Source organism: Dermabacter sp. p3-SID358 (assembly GCF_025147465.1).
Taxonomy (GTDB): domain Bacteria; phylum Actinomycetota; class Actinomycetes; order Actinomycetales; family Dermabacteraceae; genus Dermabacter.
Window position 1 is genome coordinate 123,979 of record NZ_JALXOZ010000004.1, and the last position, 14,984, is coordinate 138,962.

The following is a 14,984-nucleotide window of genomic DNA, read 5'->3' on the forward strand; positions in this document are numbered from 1 at the left end:
GTTCACCAAGCAGGAAGAGGATGGGGAATGCGTGAACTTTCCCCGGCGCGCCGTCAAACCCCGCAGCATTTCACCTCTAAGAAAGTGACTGACGTGAAGCGTACCTCCTCAATCTTCGCGGCGAGCGCCCTTGTGTGCTCGCTTGGCCTCGGCTTTGCCGTTCCCGCCATCGGCGCCGACGGCGACGAGAACGTCAAGGTCCCTCTCGCCCGCACAGTAAACCTCCCGGTGAACATGGAGGGATCCGAGGGCATCGATCTCTCCTACGAAACAGTCGCCGAGACCTCGACCGTGAGCGAAGACGGCGGAGATGAGCAGCCCGAACCTGAAGAACCCGCGCAAAACTTCGAGAAGCCCACTCAGCTGAGCCGCATTTCGAGCCCGGCGAAGCAGAGGCCGCACGGTGCGCTTCCGCGTACGGGCGTCGAAGGGAGCGCCTACCTCGCCGCGGCTCTGGGCGCACTCGCACTCCTTGGAGTCGGCAGCGTGCTCGTTGTCCGCTCCGCACGCAATCGCTGATTGCCACGAGCAACAAAAGTGAAGGCTAAGGGCCGGTGACCTCCCGCGGGAGGCCGCCGGCCCTTGAGCTTGCCGAGTGCGCAATCACGACTGCGCTGCCCGGCGAATGAGCGTATTTACCATCTCAAAGCTCTTCTCAAATGCGTTGAGGGGCAAGAACTCGAATACCGAGTGGAAATTGTGGGCGCCTGTAAAGAAGTTGGGCGTAAAGATCCCCTGGCGCGAGAGCCATGAGCCATCGGTTCCGCCACGCATCGAGAGGTTGATCGGGTCAATTCCAAGCTCCGCCATGGCTTTCACGATGTTGTCGGTAGCGGCTGCGTTCTCCTCGGTCTTCGCGTCTTCGATATTTCCGTAGACATCGTCAATCTCGACCGTAACCTTCGCGCGAGGGTGACGTTTGAGTACACGAGCGGCGATGTCGTGAATCCGCTGCTTCTTCTCTTCGTAACCATCGAGGTCATGGTCGCGGATCGAAATTCCCACACGCGCCGTCGATTGGTTCCCCTCGATCTCGTTCACCCAAATGTAGGATTCGCGCCCTTCCGTGTGTTCCGGAGTCTCGTGACGATCGAACTGCGCGATGATGTCGTGCGCAATGAGGATCGGGTTCACCATGTTTCCCTTCGAATTCATCGGGTGCGCTGTGACGCCCACGATGTCGATGGTTGCACTTGCCGCATTGAATGTTGATTCCACGACCTCGCCGAGCTCGCAGGAATCGAGAGTGTAAGCGTATTGAACGGGGAAGCGTGCGAGATCCATCGTCCGCACGCCCCTCAACCCGATCTCCTCATCAGGTACAAAACTGAGGTACACGTCGCCGCGGGGAGCCGTCGGATCCTCAAGTAGGCGCACAGCCGCCTCCATGACGGAGGCCACCCCCGCCTTGTCGTCCGCGCCGAGCACACTCGTGCCGTCAGCCACGAGGATTCGTTCGCCCGCGTACCTGGAAATTTCAGGGTGGTCATTTTCGCGTAGCCATACGCCTTCGGATTCATTGAGGCACACGTCGCCGCTGTGGTAGTCAATGACGCGGGCTCGGACATCGGGGGAGAGGTTCACATCGACGGTGTCGAGATGGGTGCAAAAACCGATCGCAGGGGCCGACCTTCCCTGAGGAAGAGTCGAGGGAATCTTCGCGGTGAGCACGCACGTCTCGCTCAGGTGGATCTCTTCTGCGCCCGCGTCCTCGAGCTCGCTTTTGAGGAGGCGCGCGAGTTCCCACTGGCCTTCGCTCGTGGGCACCGTTGTCGCCGAGGCATTCGACTGACTTGAAATCGCCGAATAGCGAAGGAAGCGCTCGGCGAGGGAGTCCTGAATTGAGCTTGTGCTCATGGTGAAATCCTTTCTTTTGTGGTCTACGGGCGCGGGTACACGTAACTGGAGTCGAGACCGAGTGGGATGTTGAAGCCCCAGAAAATGAAGAGCGTGATTGTAAGGGTGATCATGAGGCCGATTGAGTACGGCAGCATCATCGAAGAGAGAGTGCCGATGCCGGACTTCTTCACGTACCGCTGGCAATAGGTGATGATGAGCGAATAGAACGCGAACATCGGAGTCACGACGTTGATCGCGGAGTCACTTACGCGGAAAGTCGCCTGCGTGAGTTCGGGTGCGATCCCTACGCCCATGAGCATTGGCACGAAGATCGGGGCGAGAATTGCCCATTTCGCAGAGGCAGAAGTGATGATGAGGTTCAGGCACGCGACGAAAAGAATGATGCCGAGAACCGTAAGCTGCGGGGGCAGGTTGAGGTTCTGGAGGAATTCCGCACCGGAGACTGCAAGAAGCGAACCGATCTGACTCTGGTTGAACACCCACATGAACTGGGCGGCGAAGAAATAGAAAACGATGAGTGGAACGAGAGTCTCGGTCATTGTTTCCATGGCCTTCGAGACATCTTTCGGTCCCGTGAAGCGGCCAGAAAGGAATCCGTAGAGCAGCCCCACGAGGCCCGTGAGAACGAAGATCATCATGACGATCGACTTCATGATGGGCGCCTCGGGCGCCGTGAGTGATCCCGTTTCGGGCTCGCGCCATACCGAATCCGCGGGTATGAGTGAAAGGACGAGCCCGATAACCGCGAGCACGAAAATAGCCGTCGAAATGACGAGAGCTCGATTCTCGCGCGAGGTAAGGGGAATGTCGATATTTTCGATGTCATCAGACGTGACGTCGAGGGGGAAGTTTTTTTGAAGCCAAGGCTCGACCCACTTTTCCGTGACGATCCATAGTGCGGGAATTACCGTGAAGGTTGCACCGAGGCTGTAGAAGTAGTTCGCGAGAATGTTGACGCTGTAACTCGGATCAAGGATCCGTGCCGCAGGCTCCGTGAATCCTTGGATTACAGGATCGATCGCTGATGGCGTGTAGTTCGCAGCGAAGGCGCCTGCGAGGCCGGCGAAGGAAGCGGCGATGCCTGCGAGGGGGTGCTTGCCTACCGCATAGAACATGTAAGCTGCGACCGGGATGATCACGACGTAGCCCGCGTCTGGGCCGAGGTGTGAAAGCATGCTCGCCACGATGATCATCGGTGTGAGCAGCGATTTCGGCGTGAATGCGAGAAGCTTGCGGAGCGCGGCGTTGATGTATCCGGAGCCGTCCGCAATACCAATGCCAATCGTGGCGACGATAACCATGCCGAGAGCGGGGAACGTCGCGAAGTTCGTGACGGCTGTCGCCATGAGCTCAACCAGGCGATCGGGCGCGAGCATATTGACGATCTGGATCTTTTCGTCAGTCGCCGGGTTGATGTAGTCAAAACTCACGAGCGATAGAAGTGCTGAGATCGCGAGCACGATGACGAGGGCGCTGACGAAGAGCGTCGTGATGTCAGGGATTTTGTTGCCAACTCGCACGATGAGTCCAAGGAAACCCTTCGGCTCAACTTCTTTGGGCGGGGGTGCAGTGGAGGAGGCGTTCGCAGTCACAGGTGGGTCCTTTCATGGCGCCGGTCCGAGTGAGACCAGGTACGCGAAAGGCTACCCTGATTGTAGACAATCTGTGGAGGTGTCCGATTGTTGGCTCGCCCGCAGGATTTACCCTCGCACCGCCTTGGCTACAGCGATCACATCGTCCATAGAAGCATCGCGAGTTTCGACGGTCAGAACCGTTTTTGGAACGTCCGGGGCCCATACCCAGCACTGGAAGCCGCCCTTGCCTCCTGGGTGCGGGGCGCATACGCCGCGTTCAATCACCTGCTCGCCATCGAGTCCCAAGGCGGGGTTTTCGGCTGTTGCTGAGCCGACCTTGTCCGTGTTGGTGATACTCAAAACATTGATTCGCTGTTCGGCGCGCAGGTACACGGGGCGCGTTCCGATGTGTGCGAGCTGCCATTCGCCGATGGCGTCGGGGAGTCGCTGATTGAGCACATCCTCAGCAGGTTCGCCGGAGATTTCCGTCGCACGGCCCGGGGTGGGGCTCAGGATCCCCGTGCCGTTGGGATTGGGGTTCGCGGGATCAGGGGCCGACGGTTGCTCGCTTACCTTCGAGCTCGTGATTGGGGCGTGATCCGGTATCGAAGTGGCTTTTGGCTGATTGACAATGACCGCCACAACGGGAATTCCGACTACTACGACGGCGAGCGCGATGATGGCACAGATGCACGCGCACCCCACGCCCACCACCCGCAGCGGTTTCTTTTGTTGTTGAGAGTATGAGGCCATGAGAAGCCTGTGCTTTCGTTCAGGCCTCAAAAGGTTATTTGCCGGCGATTACGGCTTGAGAAATACGGATCATTTCCTCCATGTCCGAAGACCTTGAGGTCATGAAGTACGCAGCGTCGCCCGTTGCCCGTGGAAAAATGAGGCAGGTGATGGCATCCGGATGCTGGGTATTTGGCGCGCAACTTCCACGTTCAAACACCTCTTCTCCCTCGTAACCCAGGGAAGGGTTAGACGAGTCCTCGGAAAGACTCAGGAATAGGAAGCTGATTTGGCGATCACCGTCCTTGTAGATCTTGTCACCACGAACATCCGTGATCTCCCAGTTCTCGATTTTCTCAGGCAAGGAAGCGTAAAAGGCGCTCTTTGCTTCTTCCTTAGTTTGAGGGTTGCTCCCTGCTGGCAGTTCGGACGGTTCCTCGGTGCTCGGCGTGGGAGATGTGGGGGTGCCGGTGGCTGCTGCGGGAGCCTCGGAGGTCGGCGCTGGGCTGCTTGCGGTATTCGACGTTTGAGTAGGCGTTGCAGGCGCAGCGGAATCTTTATTCGAATCAATCCACATCGCAATCGCGATTGCCGCGACCACGAGGAGAACGAAGACAAGACCGACTGCGGCGGCGCATGCCCATAAGAGGCCCGTGCGGCGTCTGCCCGAGTTGTGAGGCCCAAGCGACGGCTGCCCGTGCCCCGGTGGTCCTTGAGGTGATCGCGGTTCTGGCATCGTCTCTCCTATATCTATGGACGGCCTCGCGAGTGCGGCCCGAAGCATTGCCCAGATCACATTCTAGTCAGATGGGTGTATTGGCGCCATGCCGGCAAAGGAGCATCTCATCTTGAATTCACACCGCTCTCGCAATCGCCTTTATGTGGGGAAGGAGTACACGAGCCCCGTTCGGGAAAGTGCTTCAGTTACTTAGTCGAACGGGGCTTGTATTAGGGCTGGCTCGGGCAGGCTCCGACGTAGGTGTCCCTAAGGAAGCGTTTCAGCCCGCGCGTGCTGAGAGTCGATCATGACGGGCAAGGACTTCAAGAGATTGTGCGAACCGCCTCCGCAACGTGACGTGCGCTGGTAGCGTGAGAGAAACCGACGAAGGGGCGCGCTGATGACCTATCAACCTGGCTCGAATCAGTTTGCCGCAGTGCAGTAGTCAGGCAGCAGTCAACGAAAACATAGCAATGTTGCACTGATGCTGGGGGTCGGATGTGGGTGCATAGTTGCCATCATCGCGCTGGTGGTCATCGGCATTGTTTTCGCTTTGCTCATGGGCGACGATGACACCAATTCGGAGCAGCGGACAACAGCGACAGCGAGTGCGCCGCAGAGGGAACCGCCGTCAAACACGGCACCCTCTGAGAGCGCGCCGCCCGCGACGCCGTCACCGGCTCCCGAGCCAACACCCACCCCAGCACCGGAACCAACGCCATCCCCCGAGCCGTCACCAAACCCCGAACCGCATTCCGGATCGATTGATATAGGACGAGGCGTAACGTTTGATCCTGCCGAAGGCTGGACTCAGAAGGAGACGGATCCGGGCAAGCCAGTTCAGTTCATCTACGAAGAAAATGGCTCAAGAATCGTCATGACGACGGGAGATGCGGAAGAAGGGATGGAAGCGCCCAACGTCTGCAAAATCGAGAACACCGCGCTGATGGACAAGCAACGCAAAGCGCTCCTCGAGGAAATTCCGGCAGGAGCGGTGCGTTTTGATGAATACGATGCGGTGGCGTGCGGGATCACGAGAAGGGTGAATCCCGAAACGGATGGTGACCGCTTTAAAGGCGCGAAAAGCGTCGATGTTGTGATCACCGTGGGGATGAATCCGAATGCCGACCCGAAGAAACCGGAATTCATCGTTCAGCTCGTGGAGTACCCCGTCGGTTCTCCCGCCGGGGTCGAGTCAGAACGCAGTGCAGTCAAAACCGGAAAAGCAATGTTTGATCATGCGTATGAGACCTGGGGTGTTCCGCATTAGCGCTCGAGCTTTTCGGTCCCCCTTCGGAGATTGTGGCTGAGGTAGGGCTCGATCACGCGCTGGCCAAGGCCTGGCGCAAGTGAGAGAGACGAAAATGCCCTGGGCAGTACCGCTACGCGCGAGCGCCGTTCGATATTCTTCACGATCGCAGCGACGACGTCCTCACGCTTCACCGGCGCGAATAGCCCAGTGAAGTTTCCGCTCGCACGGCTGAGAAGCGGAGAGTTCGTAAGAGCGTCGCCGAGAGCTGATTCGAAGAAGGAAGGGTGGATGGTTCCGACGGTGACTCCGCTTCCATCGAGCTCAAGCCTGAGCGAATTGGCGAGCGCGAGAACGCCGGCCTTCGAGGCGGAATACGCGGACATTTCTGGCATGTGGATGAACGAAGCGAGCGACGCAATGATGCTCACGTGTCCCTTCGATTCGCGAAGACAGGGCAGCGTCGCCTTGATGGTGCGCCACACGCCATTGAGATTTGTGTCGATGTCGTCCACAAACCCCGTCGCCGAGTAGTCCTCGACTAGTTCGGTTGTGACCATGCCCGCCCCGGCAATGACAATGTCGATGCCGCCGAAGTGCTCGACTGCGCTCTTCGCCGCGGCTTCGACGGAGGCGAGGTTTCGAACGTTCATGTCGATCGCGAGTGCCTTCTCGGGGCCGCCGAGCTCACGTGCGAGTGTCTCGAGCTTATCGGTGTTGCGGCCGAGAAGCGCCACGCGGACGCCGCGTGCATGGAGAGCCCGGGCAGCGTCGGAACCAAGCGCACCCGAGGCGCCCGTGATGAACGCGACTTTTCCGCGGAGCCCTTGCGGTGAAGAAAGCTTCTTTCCCATGATCCGCGCGCCTTTCATGCGAGCTTTTGGAGGCGCCACGCCTGCAGGAGGGTAGCGAACTGCGGGGGAGTGATGGCGCCCTTGCCGGCGATTCGTGCTTCGACGCGGGCATTAGCGGCGGTGAGGTTCTGGTACTCGGTCGCGCTCGGGAATGCTTGTGCGTACTTTGGCGGGGTCATGTGCGCCTCCTTCGTGGGTAGGGGTGATGGCTCCACTCTACCGGGTGGCGTGCTTCGCACAGGCCCCGAACTGCTAGGTTTTATGGCGGTTAAGTCGCAAGGGCCTATGGCAGGATGGGCCTGGCCGAGCGCGAAAAGGAGACTGAAGCATGGCGGTAGAAGTCAAAGCGGCACGGAGCGGGCGCGAATGGGACGCGACACTCACGATCGGCGGCGAGAACATTCGCATGCGCGCCCGAACGTTTGCGCAGATCACGCCTCTTGTGGAACGTGCACTCGCCGATGCTGGCCGCGAAAAAGAGGAACTTTTCGTCACAACCGCGTACGACGACGCCAAGCGCGGCGCTGATCAGGCGAGCGCCGAAGCCGAAGCCGCGGCAAAAATGGCCTCCGAAATCCGCCGATCAATCATTCGAAGAATGCGCGCCGACGGCCTCAGCCAGGACGACATCGGTGCGATCCTCGGAATCTCGCGCCAACGCGTATCTCAGCTCAGCAACTAGACGCGAATCGGAATCGGAACCCTCATCGAAACCCACGTGGCTGCGCGCGACGGGGGTGGCACAATCCAGGGCGAGGATTGCCTGAAACCCTAAGCCAGAGAGGGGTTTGAGTAGGCTGTGACGAGTATCGCCGCTTTACCAGCGATTCGACTTCTTCCCACCGCGGTCCTCGAAGTGCTTACCCTTGCGGGTTTTGAACTTCCCTCCCTTTTTGGGGCCCTGATCCACCTGGATTCGCATGGGCTTGCCTCCCACGCGTGCGCGGCCGATGCGTGCGAGCGCAGCCTCGTCGACACCGTCGCGAAGCTCGACGAGCGAGAACGAGGGGAACAGGTCGATCTTTCCAACGTCCTGACCGTTGAGCCCTCCCTCGCCAGCAATGGCGCCGACGATGGCTTGCGGGCGCACTCCGTGATTCTTGCCCACGGCAATGCGGTACGTTGTAAAACCTGCGCTCGAGCGGCGCGGCTTCTTCTCCCCGCGGTCTTTGCGCTCGCCACGATCCTTGCGGTCCGAACGCTCACCTTTGCCGCCCTTGTCTCGGAAGCTTGCGCCCGTAAAGTCGTCCTCGTGCGTGCGTGGGCCGTCGTCGCCAACCGTCATCGCACCGAGGGCCGCCGCGACTTGCTCAACCGAGACGTTGTTCTCGGCAAGAAACTCGTTCAGGAGATCGAAGTAGAGATTGAGCCGCCCTTTCTCAAGACGCGCCGGAACCTCCGCGAGAAGCTTCTTCATTTTGTGGCGCGAGACGTCGAGCGGCGAGGGGATTTGAATCTCCTCGAGGTCGTGGCGCGTCGTGCGCTCGATGTTGCGCAGTTTGCGCTTCTCGTGAGGTGCCACGAACGTGATCGCTTCGCCCGTGCGGCCCGCGCGGCCAGTGCGGCCAATACGGTGCACGTACGCCTCCGGCTCCGAGGGGATGTCGAAGTTCACGACTAGACCGATTCGCTCAACATCGAGGCCTCGCGCGGCGACGTCGGTCGCGACAAGCACTGTGAGCGAGCCATCTCGCAAGCGCTCAACGATGCGCTCGCGCTCTTTTTGGGGTACGTCGCCCGAAATGGTCGCGGCCACGATCCCGCGGGCAATGAGTGCGGTGCCAACCTCCTCTGCGGCGCTTCGCGTGCGCACGAACACGATCGTCGCATCTGCCTCGGTCGTTTCCACGATCCGCGTGAGGGCGCCGGTCTTGTGACGGAACGGTACAACCGCGTATTTCTGATCGACGCTCGTGACGGTCGTCGACTGCCGTGCAACTGCGACGCTTACGGCGTCAGGCATATGTTCCTCGGCAACGCGCTTGATTGCGGGCGGCATTGTCGCGCTGAAGAGCGCCATGCGCTTGTTTTTGGGTGCGAAGCCGAGGATCTCGTCCAGATCTTCGGCAAAGCCCATGCGTAGCATCTCGTCAGCTTCGTCGAGAACGAGCGTTGCGAGATGGTCGAGCACGATGTTGCCGCGCTTGAGGTGATCAATGACGCGCCCGGGCGTGCCGACGATGACGTGGGCGCCTCGCGCGAGGGCTCGCTCTTGGGGCCCGTAGGGGGCGCCGCCGTAGACGCTTACGACGTTTACGCCGTCGAGCTTTGCTGCGAATGATTGGATGGCCTCCGCCACCTGCGTAGCGAGTTCACGCGTTGGCGCTAGTACGAGTCCCTGCGTCGATCGGTCCGAGGGGCGTACCTCGGCAAGGAGTGGCAGGCCGAAAGCTGCGGTTTTGCCTGTACCTGTCTGGGCGACGCCGAGCACGCTGCGCCCCTCGAGAAGTGCGGGGATCGCACGCTCCTGAATGGGGGAGGGGTGCGTAAATCCGAGATCGCGTACAGCGGCGAGAAGCTCGGGCGGAAGGCCGAGATCGTCGAAGCAGATGCGCTCGCCGCCAGCTGTCTCCTCCAGGTCGGCTTCGGCGCTCGGGTCGTCGATGGTTTCTGTGCTTTCTAAGGCGTCGCTGTTGTTGTCAGGCGCCACCATGCCGTCCATCTCGAGAGCTTCCGCGATTTCTTCGCGATTCTCAAGGTCAATTTCGTTGCGGTCGGTGTTGTCGGTCGTCATTTTTCGGGTCCTTCCGGGCCATCACACGCGCTCGCCCCGGATAACGCACGTGAACATTTGCGGGCCGCTGATCAGCCCCTCATCTTGTCAAGCACGTCCCCGCGGATTTCCCGCACACCAAAAATGCGCCGTCCGGCTCGGCGCCACTCTCCTTGCGCCTCGAAAGCGCCCACACGTGCTTTCACCACCATACGGAACAAATGGCCAGACGGGGAGGCGTTCCGGGGCGAGAATGGTCACGCCCCGCCTCACCGCGTTCTCAAGGATGAAGAAAACGCTGTTAGCTCCCGAATTTTGGGCTCCACCATTCCAATTTCCTCATCATGAGGAGCGGGATTGTTCACCAATCAGCAGCCGTGGGGTCCGACGATTGTCGAGCCACCGTCGGGACATACTTCTCGAGCCGCAGCTCGGCTTCTCTCGAGTTGCACCCCGTGAACCTCGGACTGAGCCGCCGTCGCAACCTTCACTTGAGCCACATCCCGTTTTCTGCTCGAACCACCTCTTGACCCGCCTCGATCCACCCTGCACTTTGCGCCTTTTACAACTTCCCTTGCCGCAGCGGCAGTAAAGGACGCCTCCGATAGTGGTGAAGAATCGCCACCTCACATCTTCTATACGAGGTTTTCGAGCCAAAAATCACCACTTTTGGGATCGGGGCGCCATCGGTCTGCACCCTTCCGGAGCTCGCGCTAGACTAGGACGGATTGCGGCCTTCTGCGCAATGTTCCTCTCTCATGTGGGCCTGCGGCTGCCGCACACGACCGATCCTCTCGAAGTCAAAGGACTCTTCATGCTTCGCACCCACCGCGCCGGTGATCTGAGGGCAGATCACATCGGCCAGGACGTCACTCTCACCGGCTGGATCGGAAGGCGCCGTGATCACGGCGGCGTGGCCTTCCTTGATCTGCGTGACGCGTCCGGCATTGCCCAGGTCGTCGTGCGCGAGGAGGATGCCCACCACCTTCGCAATGAATTTGTGCTCAAGGTGACCGGCAAGGTCGAGCGCCGCCCCGAGGGCAACGAGAACCCGGCCCTTCCCACGGGCGATATCGAGGTCATCGCACGCGAGGTCGAGGTTCTCAACCCCGCTTCACCGCTCCCTTTCCAGCTCGACGAGCACAGTGAGGTCGGCGAAGAAGCGCGCCTGCGTTACCGCTACCTCGACATGCGCCGCGCGGAAACTGCCTACGCTCTACGCTTGCGCTCCAAGGTCAACCAGGCTGCCCGCGAAGTGCTCCTCAACGAGGACTTCGTCGAGGTCGAGACCCCGACGCTCACACGCTCGACGCCTGAGGGGGCACGCGACTTCCTTGTTCCCGCGCGCCTCGCGCCCGGTTCGTGGTACGCGCTACCGCAGTCGCCGCAGCTTTTCAAGCAGCTGCTCATGGTCGGCGGCATGGAACGCTACTTCCAGCTCGCGCGCTGCTACCGCGACGAAGACTTCCGCGCCGATCGCCAGCCCGAGTTTACGCAGCTCGACGTGGAGATGAGCTTCGCCGATCAAGAAGACGTCATCGCGCTCGCCGAGAAGGTCCTCGTGAACGTGTGGAAGCAGATCGGCTACGACATCGAAACCCCGATCAAGCGCATCACCTACCGCGATTCGATGGCGCGCTACGGCTCCGACAAGCCAGACCTCCGCTTCGATCTCGAAATCACCGAGATGACCGAGTACTTCCAGAACACGCCGTTCCGCGTGTTCCAAGCACCTTACGTGGGCGCGATCGTCATGAAGGGGGGCGCCTCGCAGCCCCGCCGCACGCTCGACGCATGGCAGGAATTCGCCAAGCAGCGCGGCGCGAAGGGCCTCGCCTACGTTCTCTTCCAGGAGGACGGCTCGCTCGGTGGCCCCGTTGCCAAGAACCTCTCCGACGAGGAGAAGTCCGGCCTTGCCGACAAGGTGGGCGCAAGCGCTGGCGACTGTGTGTTCTTCGCCGCGGGTGAAGCCAAGAGCTCGCGAGCACTCCTCGGTGCTGTGCGCAACGAGATCGGCGACCGCCTCGGTCTCATCGACCCCAATGAATTCGCGTTCGTGTGGGTCGTCGACGCGCCCATGTTCGAGCCCGCGGGCGACGCCGAAGCCGCAGGCGACGTTGCAGTTGGCCACGGCGAATGGACCGCCGTTCACCACGCCTTCACGTCGCCGAAGCCCGAGTTCCTCGACACGTTCGACACCGACCCGGCCTCAGCCCTCAGCTACGGCTACGACATCGTGTGCAACGGCAACGAGATCGGTGGTGGCTCGATCCGTATCCACCAAGCCGACGTTCAGCAGCGCGTATTCAAGCTCATGGGCATCGGCGAAGAAGAAGCACAGGAGAAGTTCGGCTTCCTCCTCGAGGCATTCAAGTTCGGTGCTCCGCCTCACGGCGGCATCGCCTTCGGTTGGGATCGCATCGTGTCGATCCTCGCGAAGACCGACTCGATCCGCGACGTCATTGCCTTCCCGAAGACCGGCAACGGCTACGACCCGCTGACCGCCGCCCCTGCGCCGATCACGCCGCAGCAGCGTAAGGAAGCGGGCGTCGATTTCAAGTCCGAAAAGAAGGCCAAGGATAAGGACTCGGCGACGGCTGAGCAGGCGTCGGAGGCCGCTAAGTAGACCGAATCTGACAGCGAAGCCCCCGGTCACCGAACACAAGGCTCGGTCCGGGGGCTTTTCGCGTGTGAAGAAGACTTACGGACGCGGATCCTCGCCGTGCTTGATCTGCGGCTTTGGCATGCGCCACGGGCGGATATTAGTCGAACGAAGCAGACCGTACGACACCATGCCGGCGGGGACCACTCCGAAGCGTTCAATAAGCGCTTTGCGGATCTTGCGGCGCACGAGGAACGTGTCAATCACGACGATGAGGATGCCGGCCCAAAGCACGATGAGGAACACGATAGAGACGACCTGGAACTTCACCGGGTCGATGAGCTGCATCGCAAACGGAAACAGCATCGCGATGAGCGCAAACGGCAGGAAATACTCGGCGACGTTGTGGCGAGAATCGACAACATCTCGCACGAGGCGACGATCGGCGCCTCGGTGCTGCACGGGGTAGTGCGCCTCATCGCCCGCAAGAAGGGCCTGGTGCTCGCGATTGGCGGCGGCGCGATCCTGTTGCTTGGAGCGTCGCTTCGCCTCCTTGCGGTCCTTCGGTACAAGGGGAGTGCGGCGCGCGGCAATCGCCTCCTTACGCGAGCGGGTCGGGCGCCCCTTCTTTGGGGTTGTCGCGGAGTGCTCTGCGGGTGCGGGGCTAGGGGAGTGCTCGGATGGGGTCTCGGTATTCACCCGGCCAATTCTAGTCTCCCGCAACTCGGACTCGCGCGGTTGGCACGGGGTTTCGTGAGGAATTCCGACGGTTGCAGGGATACGGTGGAGCCAAGATTAGTAACGCGCTCGCCGCGCGGAAGGAGAAGAGGAATGTCGCTCAACGTCGACGCCATTAATGACAAAGTCAAGGCACTTCAGCCGCAAGCGCTTGAGGACCTCAAAGCGCTTGTCGCAATCCCCTCGATCGCGTTTGACGGTTACGACCAGTCGCACGTGAAGGCGAGTGCCGAGAAGGTTGCCTCGCTCCTCAAGGATGCTGGCATGCCCGAGGTGAGCATCGAGTCCGTCGAAGGTGGCGCCCCCGCGGTTCTCGCGCGTCGCCCCGCAAAGTCCGGTAAGCCGACCGTCATGCTGTACGCCCACCACGACGTGCAGCCCGTGGGCGATGAATCCGAATGGACCACGCCGCCGTTCGAGGCGACCGAGCGCAACGGCCGACTGTACGGCCGCGGTGCCGCCGATGACAAGGCTGGCGTCATGGCGCACGTGACCGCTCTTCGCGCACTCAAGGATGAACTCGAGGAGTCGGGTGTGGGTATCGTAGTGTTCGTCGAAGGTGAAGAGGAATACGGAAGCGAGACCTTCCGTCCGTTCCTCGAGAAGCACCAGGACATCATGCGCAGCGACATCATCGTCGTTGCCGACTCCTCGAACTGGGCCGTAGGCCGCCCCGCGCTCACGACGAGCCTTCGTGGCGTCGTGGCCTTCGAGCTCGATGTTCAGGTCCTCGACTACTCGGTGCACTCGGGCATGTTTGGCGGTCCGGTACTTGACGCCCTCACGCAGCTCTCGCGCATCCTCACGACCTTCCACAACGAGGACGGCACGATTGCCGTCGAGGGACTCCACGTAGCCGACGCCCCCGAAGTCGACATGGACGAGGCGGACTTCCGTCGCGATGCTGGAGTTCCCGAGGGTCTCCCGCTCGCGGGCGATGGCTCGATCACGTCACGCCTGTGGACGAAGCCCGCGATCTCGGTCATCGGCATTGATGCACCGCCAGTGCAGCAGGCCTCCAACACCCTCGTATCGAAAGCGCGCGCCAAGGTCAGCGTTCGTATTGCCCCGGGAGAGGATCCCGCCCATGCGGCCGAGGTACTGAAAAAGCACGTCGAAGCGCATACTCCCGCCGCCGCCAAAGTCACCTTCACCCAGGTCGACGCGGGCAAGCCCTTCCTCGCTCCCTCGAGTAGCGCGGGAATGGATCTCGCGCGCCGCGCGTTCCACGAGTCGTGGGGCGTCGAACCCGTGGACACGGGCCTCGGCGGCTCGATCCCGTTCATCTCGGACCTTCTCGAGTTGTTCCCGAAGGCGGACGTGCTCGTGACCGGTGTCGAAGATCCGGATTCGAGGGCGCACGGTGTGGACGAATCACTCCACCTCGGCGATTTCGAACGCGTATGCGTCGCCGAAGCACTCATCCTGCTCGGTGCTGCCGAGCTCGACCCCAAGGAAACCGCCTGAGCGGCTCGCGACGTGGGGGCGCCCACGCGGCATAGACCGCGCGAGGCCTACCCGCGTAAGGTTGCTTCAGCGCCACCTACCCCGATTCAACGGAGGAACCATGACTACGACTGAAACGCAGACGGCTCCGGCCCACGGCGTGACCCTCACCGACGTTGCTGCCGACAAGGTCAAGCAGCTGCTCGCACAGGAGGGTCGCGACGACCTGCGCCTTCGCATCGCTGTCCAGCCCGGGGGCTGCTCGGGGCTCATCTACCAGCTCTACTTCGACGAGCGCCTCCTCGAAGGCGATGCGACCGTGGACTTCAGTGGTGTAGAGGTCGTTGTGGACAAGAACTCGATCCCGTTCCTTTCCGGTGCGACGATCGACTTCTCGGACACGATCGAGAAGCAGGGGTTCACGATTGACAACCCCAACGCGTCGAGTTCGTGCGCGTGCGGAGATTCCTTCGCCTGAGCGCCGGTCTTTCTGAGCGA

The 14,984-nt window shown here is 61.1% G+C and carries 14 protein-coding genes; 6 read left to right on the plus strand and 8 right to left on the minus strand.

Translation table 11 applies throughout. The features are described 5' to 3' along the window. Nucleotides 1–27 precede the first annotated feature (27 nt). Nucleotides 28–519, plus strand: a complete 492-nt coding sequence (locus tag M3B90_RS03395; protein ID WP_259888637.1) for an LPXTG cell wall anchor domain-containing protein — start codon at nt 28–30, stop codon at nt 517–519. 84 nt (nt 520–603) lie between these two features. On the opposite strand, the gene pepT is transcribed toward M3B90_RS03395, so the two are convergent. From pepT to M3B90_RS03415, 4 genes are all read right to left on the minus strand, one after another. Beyond that, nucleotides 604–1,857, minus strand: a complete 1,254-nt coding sequence (gene pepT / locus M3B90_RS03400) for a peptidase T (RefSeq protein WP_259888638.1) — start codon at nt 1,855–1,857, stop codon at nt 604–606. 23 nt (nt 1,858–1,880) lie between these two features. Next, a complete protein-coding gene (locus M3B90_RS03405) occupies nt 1,881–3,452 on the minus strand; it encodes an AbgT family transporter (protein ID WP_259888639.1) in 1,572 nt (523 codons plus the stop codon). Nucleotides 3,453–3,560: 108 nt separating this feature from the next. Then, nucleotides 3,561–4,187 (minus strand): hypothetical protein, encoded by a 627-nt coding sequence (locus M3B90_RS03410; protein ID WP_259888640.1) that lies wholly within the window; start codon nt 4,185–4,187, stop codon nt 3,561–3,563. Between the two features lie 34 nt (nt 4,188–4,221). Then, the gene (locus tag M3B90_RS03415) at nt 4,222–4,902 is read right to left on the minus strand and encodes a hypothetical protein (RefSeq protein WP_259888641.1); all 681 of its coding nucleotides are present in this window, start codon (nt 4,900–4,902) and stop codon (nt 4,222–4,224) included. A 511-nt stretch (nt 4,903–5,413) separates the two neighbouring features. Here M3B90_RS03415 and M3B90_RS03420 point away from each other — a divergent pair. After that, on the plus strand, nt 5,414–6,154 hold the full coding sequence (locus M3B90_RS03420; protein WP_259888642.1) for a hypothetical protein: 741 nt from the start codon (nt 5,414–5,416) through the stop codon (nt 6,152–6,154). On the opposite strand, the gene M3B90_RS03425 is transcribed toward M3B90_RS03420, so the two are convergent. Together M3B90_RS03425 and M3B90_RS03430 are read right to left on the minus strand one after the other, a co-directional pair. Further along, nucleotides 6,151–6,987, minus strand: a complete 837-nt coding sequence (locus tag M3B90_RS03425) for an SDR family NAD(P)-dependent oxidoreductase (protein WP_259888643.1) — start codon at nt 6,985–6,987, stop codon at nt 6,151–6,153. The genes M3B90_RS03420 and M3B90_RS03425 overlap by 4 nt on opposite strands. Nucleotides 6,988–7,001: 14 nt before the next feature. Beyond that, on the minus strand, nt 7,002–7,166 hold the full coding sequence (locus tag M3B90_RS03430) for a hypothetical protein (protein ID WP_259888644.1): 165 nt from the start codon (nt 7,164–7,166) through the stop codon (nt 7,002–7,004). Nucleotides 7,167–7,315: 149 nt separating this feature from the next. On the opposite strand from M3B90_RS03430, the gene M3B90_RS03435 reads away from it, so the two are divergent. Further along, a complete protein-coding gene (locus M3B90_RS03435; RefSeq protein ID WP_259888645.1) occupies nt 7,316–7,669 on the plus strand; it encodes a sigma factor-like helix-turn-helix DNA-binding protein in 354 nt (117 codons plus the stop codon). Nucleotides 7,670–7,804: 135 nt separating this feature from the next. Here the strand turns inward: M3B90_RS03435 and M3B90_RS03440 are convergent, their stop codons facing one another. Then, nucleotides 7,805–9,721 carry a DEAD/DEAH box helicase gene (locus M3B90_RS03440; RefSeq protein WP_259888646.1) on the minus strand — a complete coding sequence of 639 codons (1,917 nt, stop codon included), beginning with the start codon at nt 9,719–9,721 and terminating at the stop codon, nt 7,805–7,807. 793 nt (nt 9,722–10,514) lie between these two features. Here M3B90_RS03440 and aspS point away from each other — a divergent pair. Then, a complete protein-coding gene (gene aspS, locus M3B90_RS03445) occupies nt 10,515–12,326 on the plus strand; it encodes an aspartate--tRNA ligase (RefSeq protein WP_259888647.1) in 1,812 nt (603 codons plus the stop codon). A 75-nt stretch (nt 12,327–12,401) separates the two neighbouring features. Here aspS and M3B90_RS03450 read toward each other — a convergent pair whose 3' ends face one another. After that, the gene (locus tag M3B90_RS03450) at nt 12,402–13,001 is read right to left on the minus strand and encodes a DUF3043 domain-containing protein (RefSeq protein WP_259888648.1); all 600 of its coding nucleotides are present in this window, start codon (nt 12,999–13,001) and stop codon (nt 12,402–12,404) included. 132 nt (nt 13,002–13,133) lie between these two features. Between M3B90_RS03450 and M3B90_RS03455 the strand changes: the two genes are divergently transcribed. Together M3B90_RS03455 and M3B90_RS03460 are read left to right on the plus strand one after the other, a co-directional pair. Continuing rightward, a complete protein-coding gene (locus M3B90_RS03455) occupies nt 13,134–14,507 on the plus strand; it encodes a dipeptidase (RefSeq protein WP_259888649.1) in 1,374 nt (457 codons plus the stop codon). A gap of 100 nt (nt 14,508–14,607) precedes the next feature. Next, on the plus strand, nt 14,608–14,964 hold the full coding sequence (locus tag M3B90_RS03460) for an iron-sulfur cluster assembly accessory protein (protein WP_055088151.1): 357 nt from the start codon (nt 14,608–14,610) through the stop codon (nt 14,962–14,964). Nucleotides 14,965–14,984: the final 20 nt, after the last annotated feature.

What these genes read in the sequence shown, in the direction of transcription:
- M3B90_RS03425 (WP_259888643.1), bottom strand. Translation starts at nt 6,987, where the DNA reads ATGGGAAAGAAGCTTTCTTCACCGCAAGGGCTCCGCGGAAAAGTCGCG.
- pepT (WP_259888638.1), bottom strand. Translation starts at nt 1,857, where the DNA reads ATGAGCACAAGCTCAATTCAGGACTCCCTCGCCGAGCGCTTCCTTCGC.
- M3B90_RS03455 (WP_259888649.1), top strand. Translation starts at nt 13,134, where the DNA reads ATGTCGCTCAACGTCGACGCCATTAATGACAAAGTCAAGGCACTTCAG.
- M3B90_RS03410 (WP_259888640.1), bottom strand. Translation starts at nt 4,187, where the DNA reads ATGGCCTCATACTCTCAACAACAAAAGAAACCGCTGCGGGTGGTGGGC.
- M3B90_RS03435 (WP_259888645.1), top strand. Translation starts at nt 7,316, where the DNA reads ATGGCGGTAGAAGTCAAAGCGGCACGGAGCGGGCGCGAATGGGACGCG.
- M3B90_RS03430 (WP_259888644.1), bottom strand. Translation starts at nt 7,166, where the DNA reads ATGACCCCGCCAAAGTACGCACAAGCATTCCCGAGCGCGACCGAGTAC.
- M3B90_RS03460 (WP_055088151.1), top strand. Translation starts at nt 14,608, where the DNA reads ATGACTACGACTGAAACGCAGACGGCTCCGGCCCACGGCGTGACCCTC.
- aspS (WP_259888647.1), top strand. Translation starts at nt 10,515, where the DNA reads ATGCTTCGCACCCACCGCGCCGGTGATCTGAGGGCAGATCACATCGGC.
- M3B90_RS03395 (WP_259888637.1), top strand. Translation starts at nt 28, where the DNA reads ATGCGTGAACTTTCCCCGGCGCGCCGTCAAACCCCGCAGCATTTCACC.
- M3B90_RS03440 (WP_259888646.1), bottom strand. Translation starts at nt 9,721, where the DNA reads ATGACGACCGACAACACCGACCGCAACGAAATTGACCTTGAGAATCGC.
- M3B90_RS03415 (WP_259888641.1), bottom strand. Translation starts at nt 4,902, where the DNA reads ATGCCAGAACCGCGATCACCTCAAGGACCACCGGGGCACGGGCAGCCG.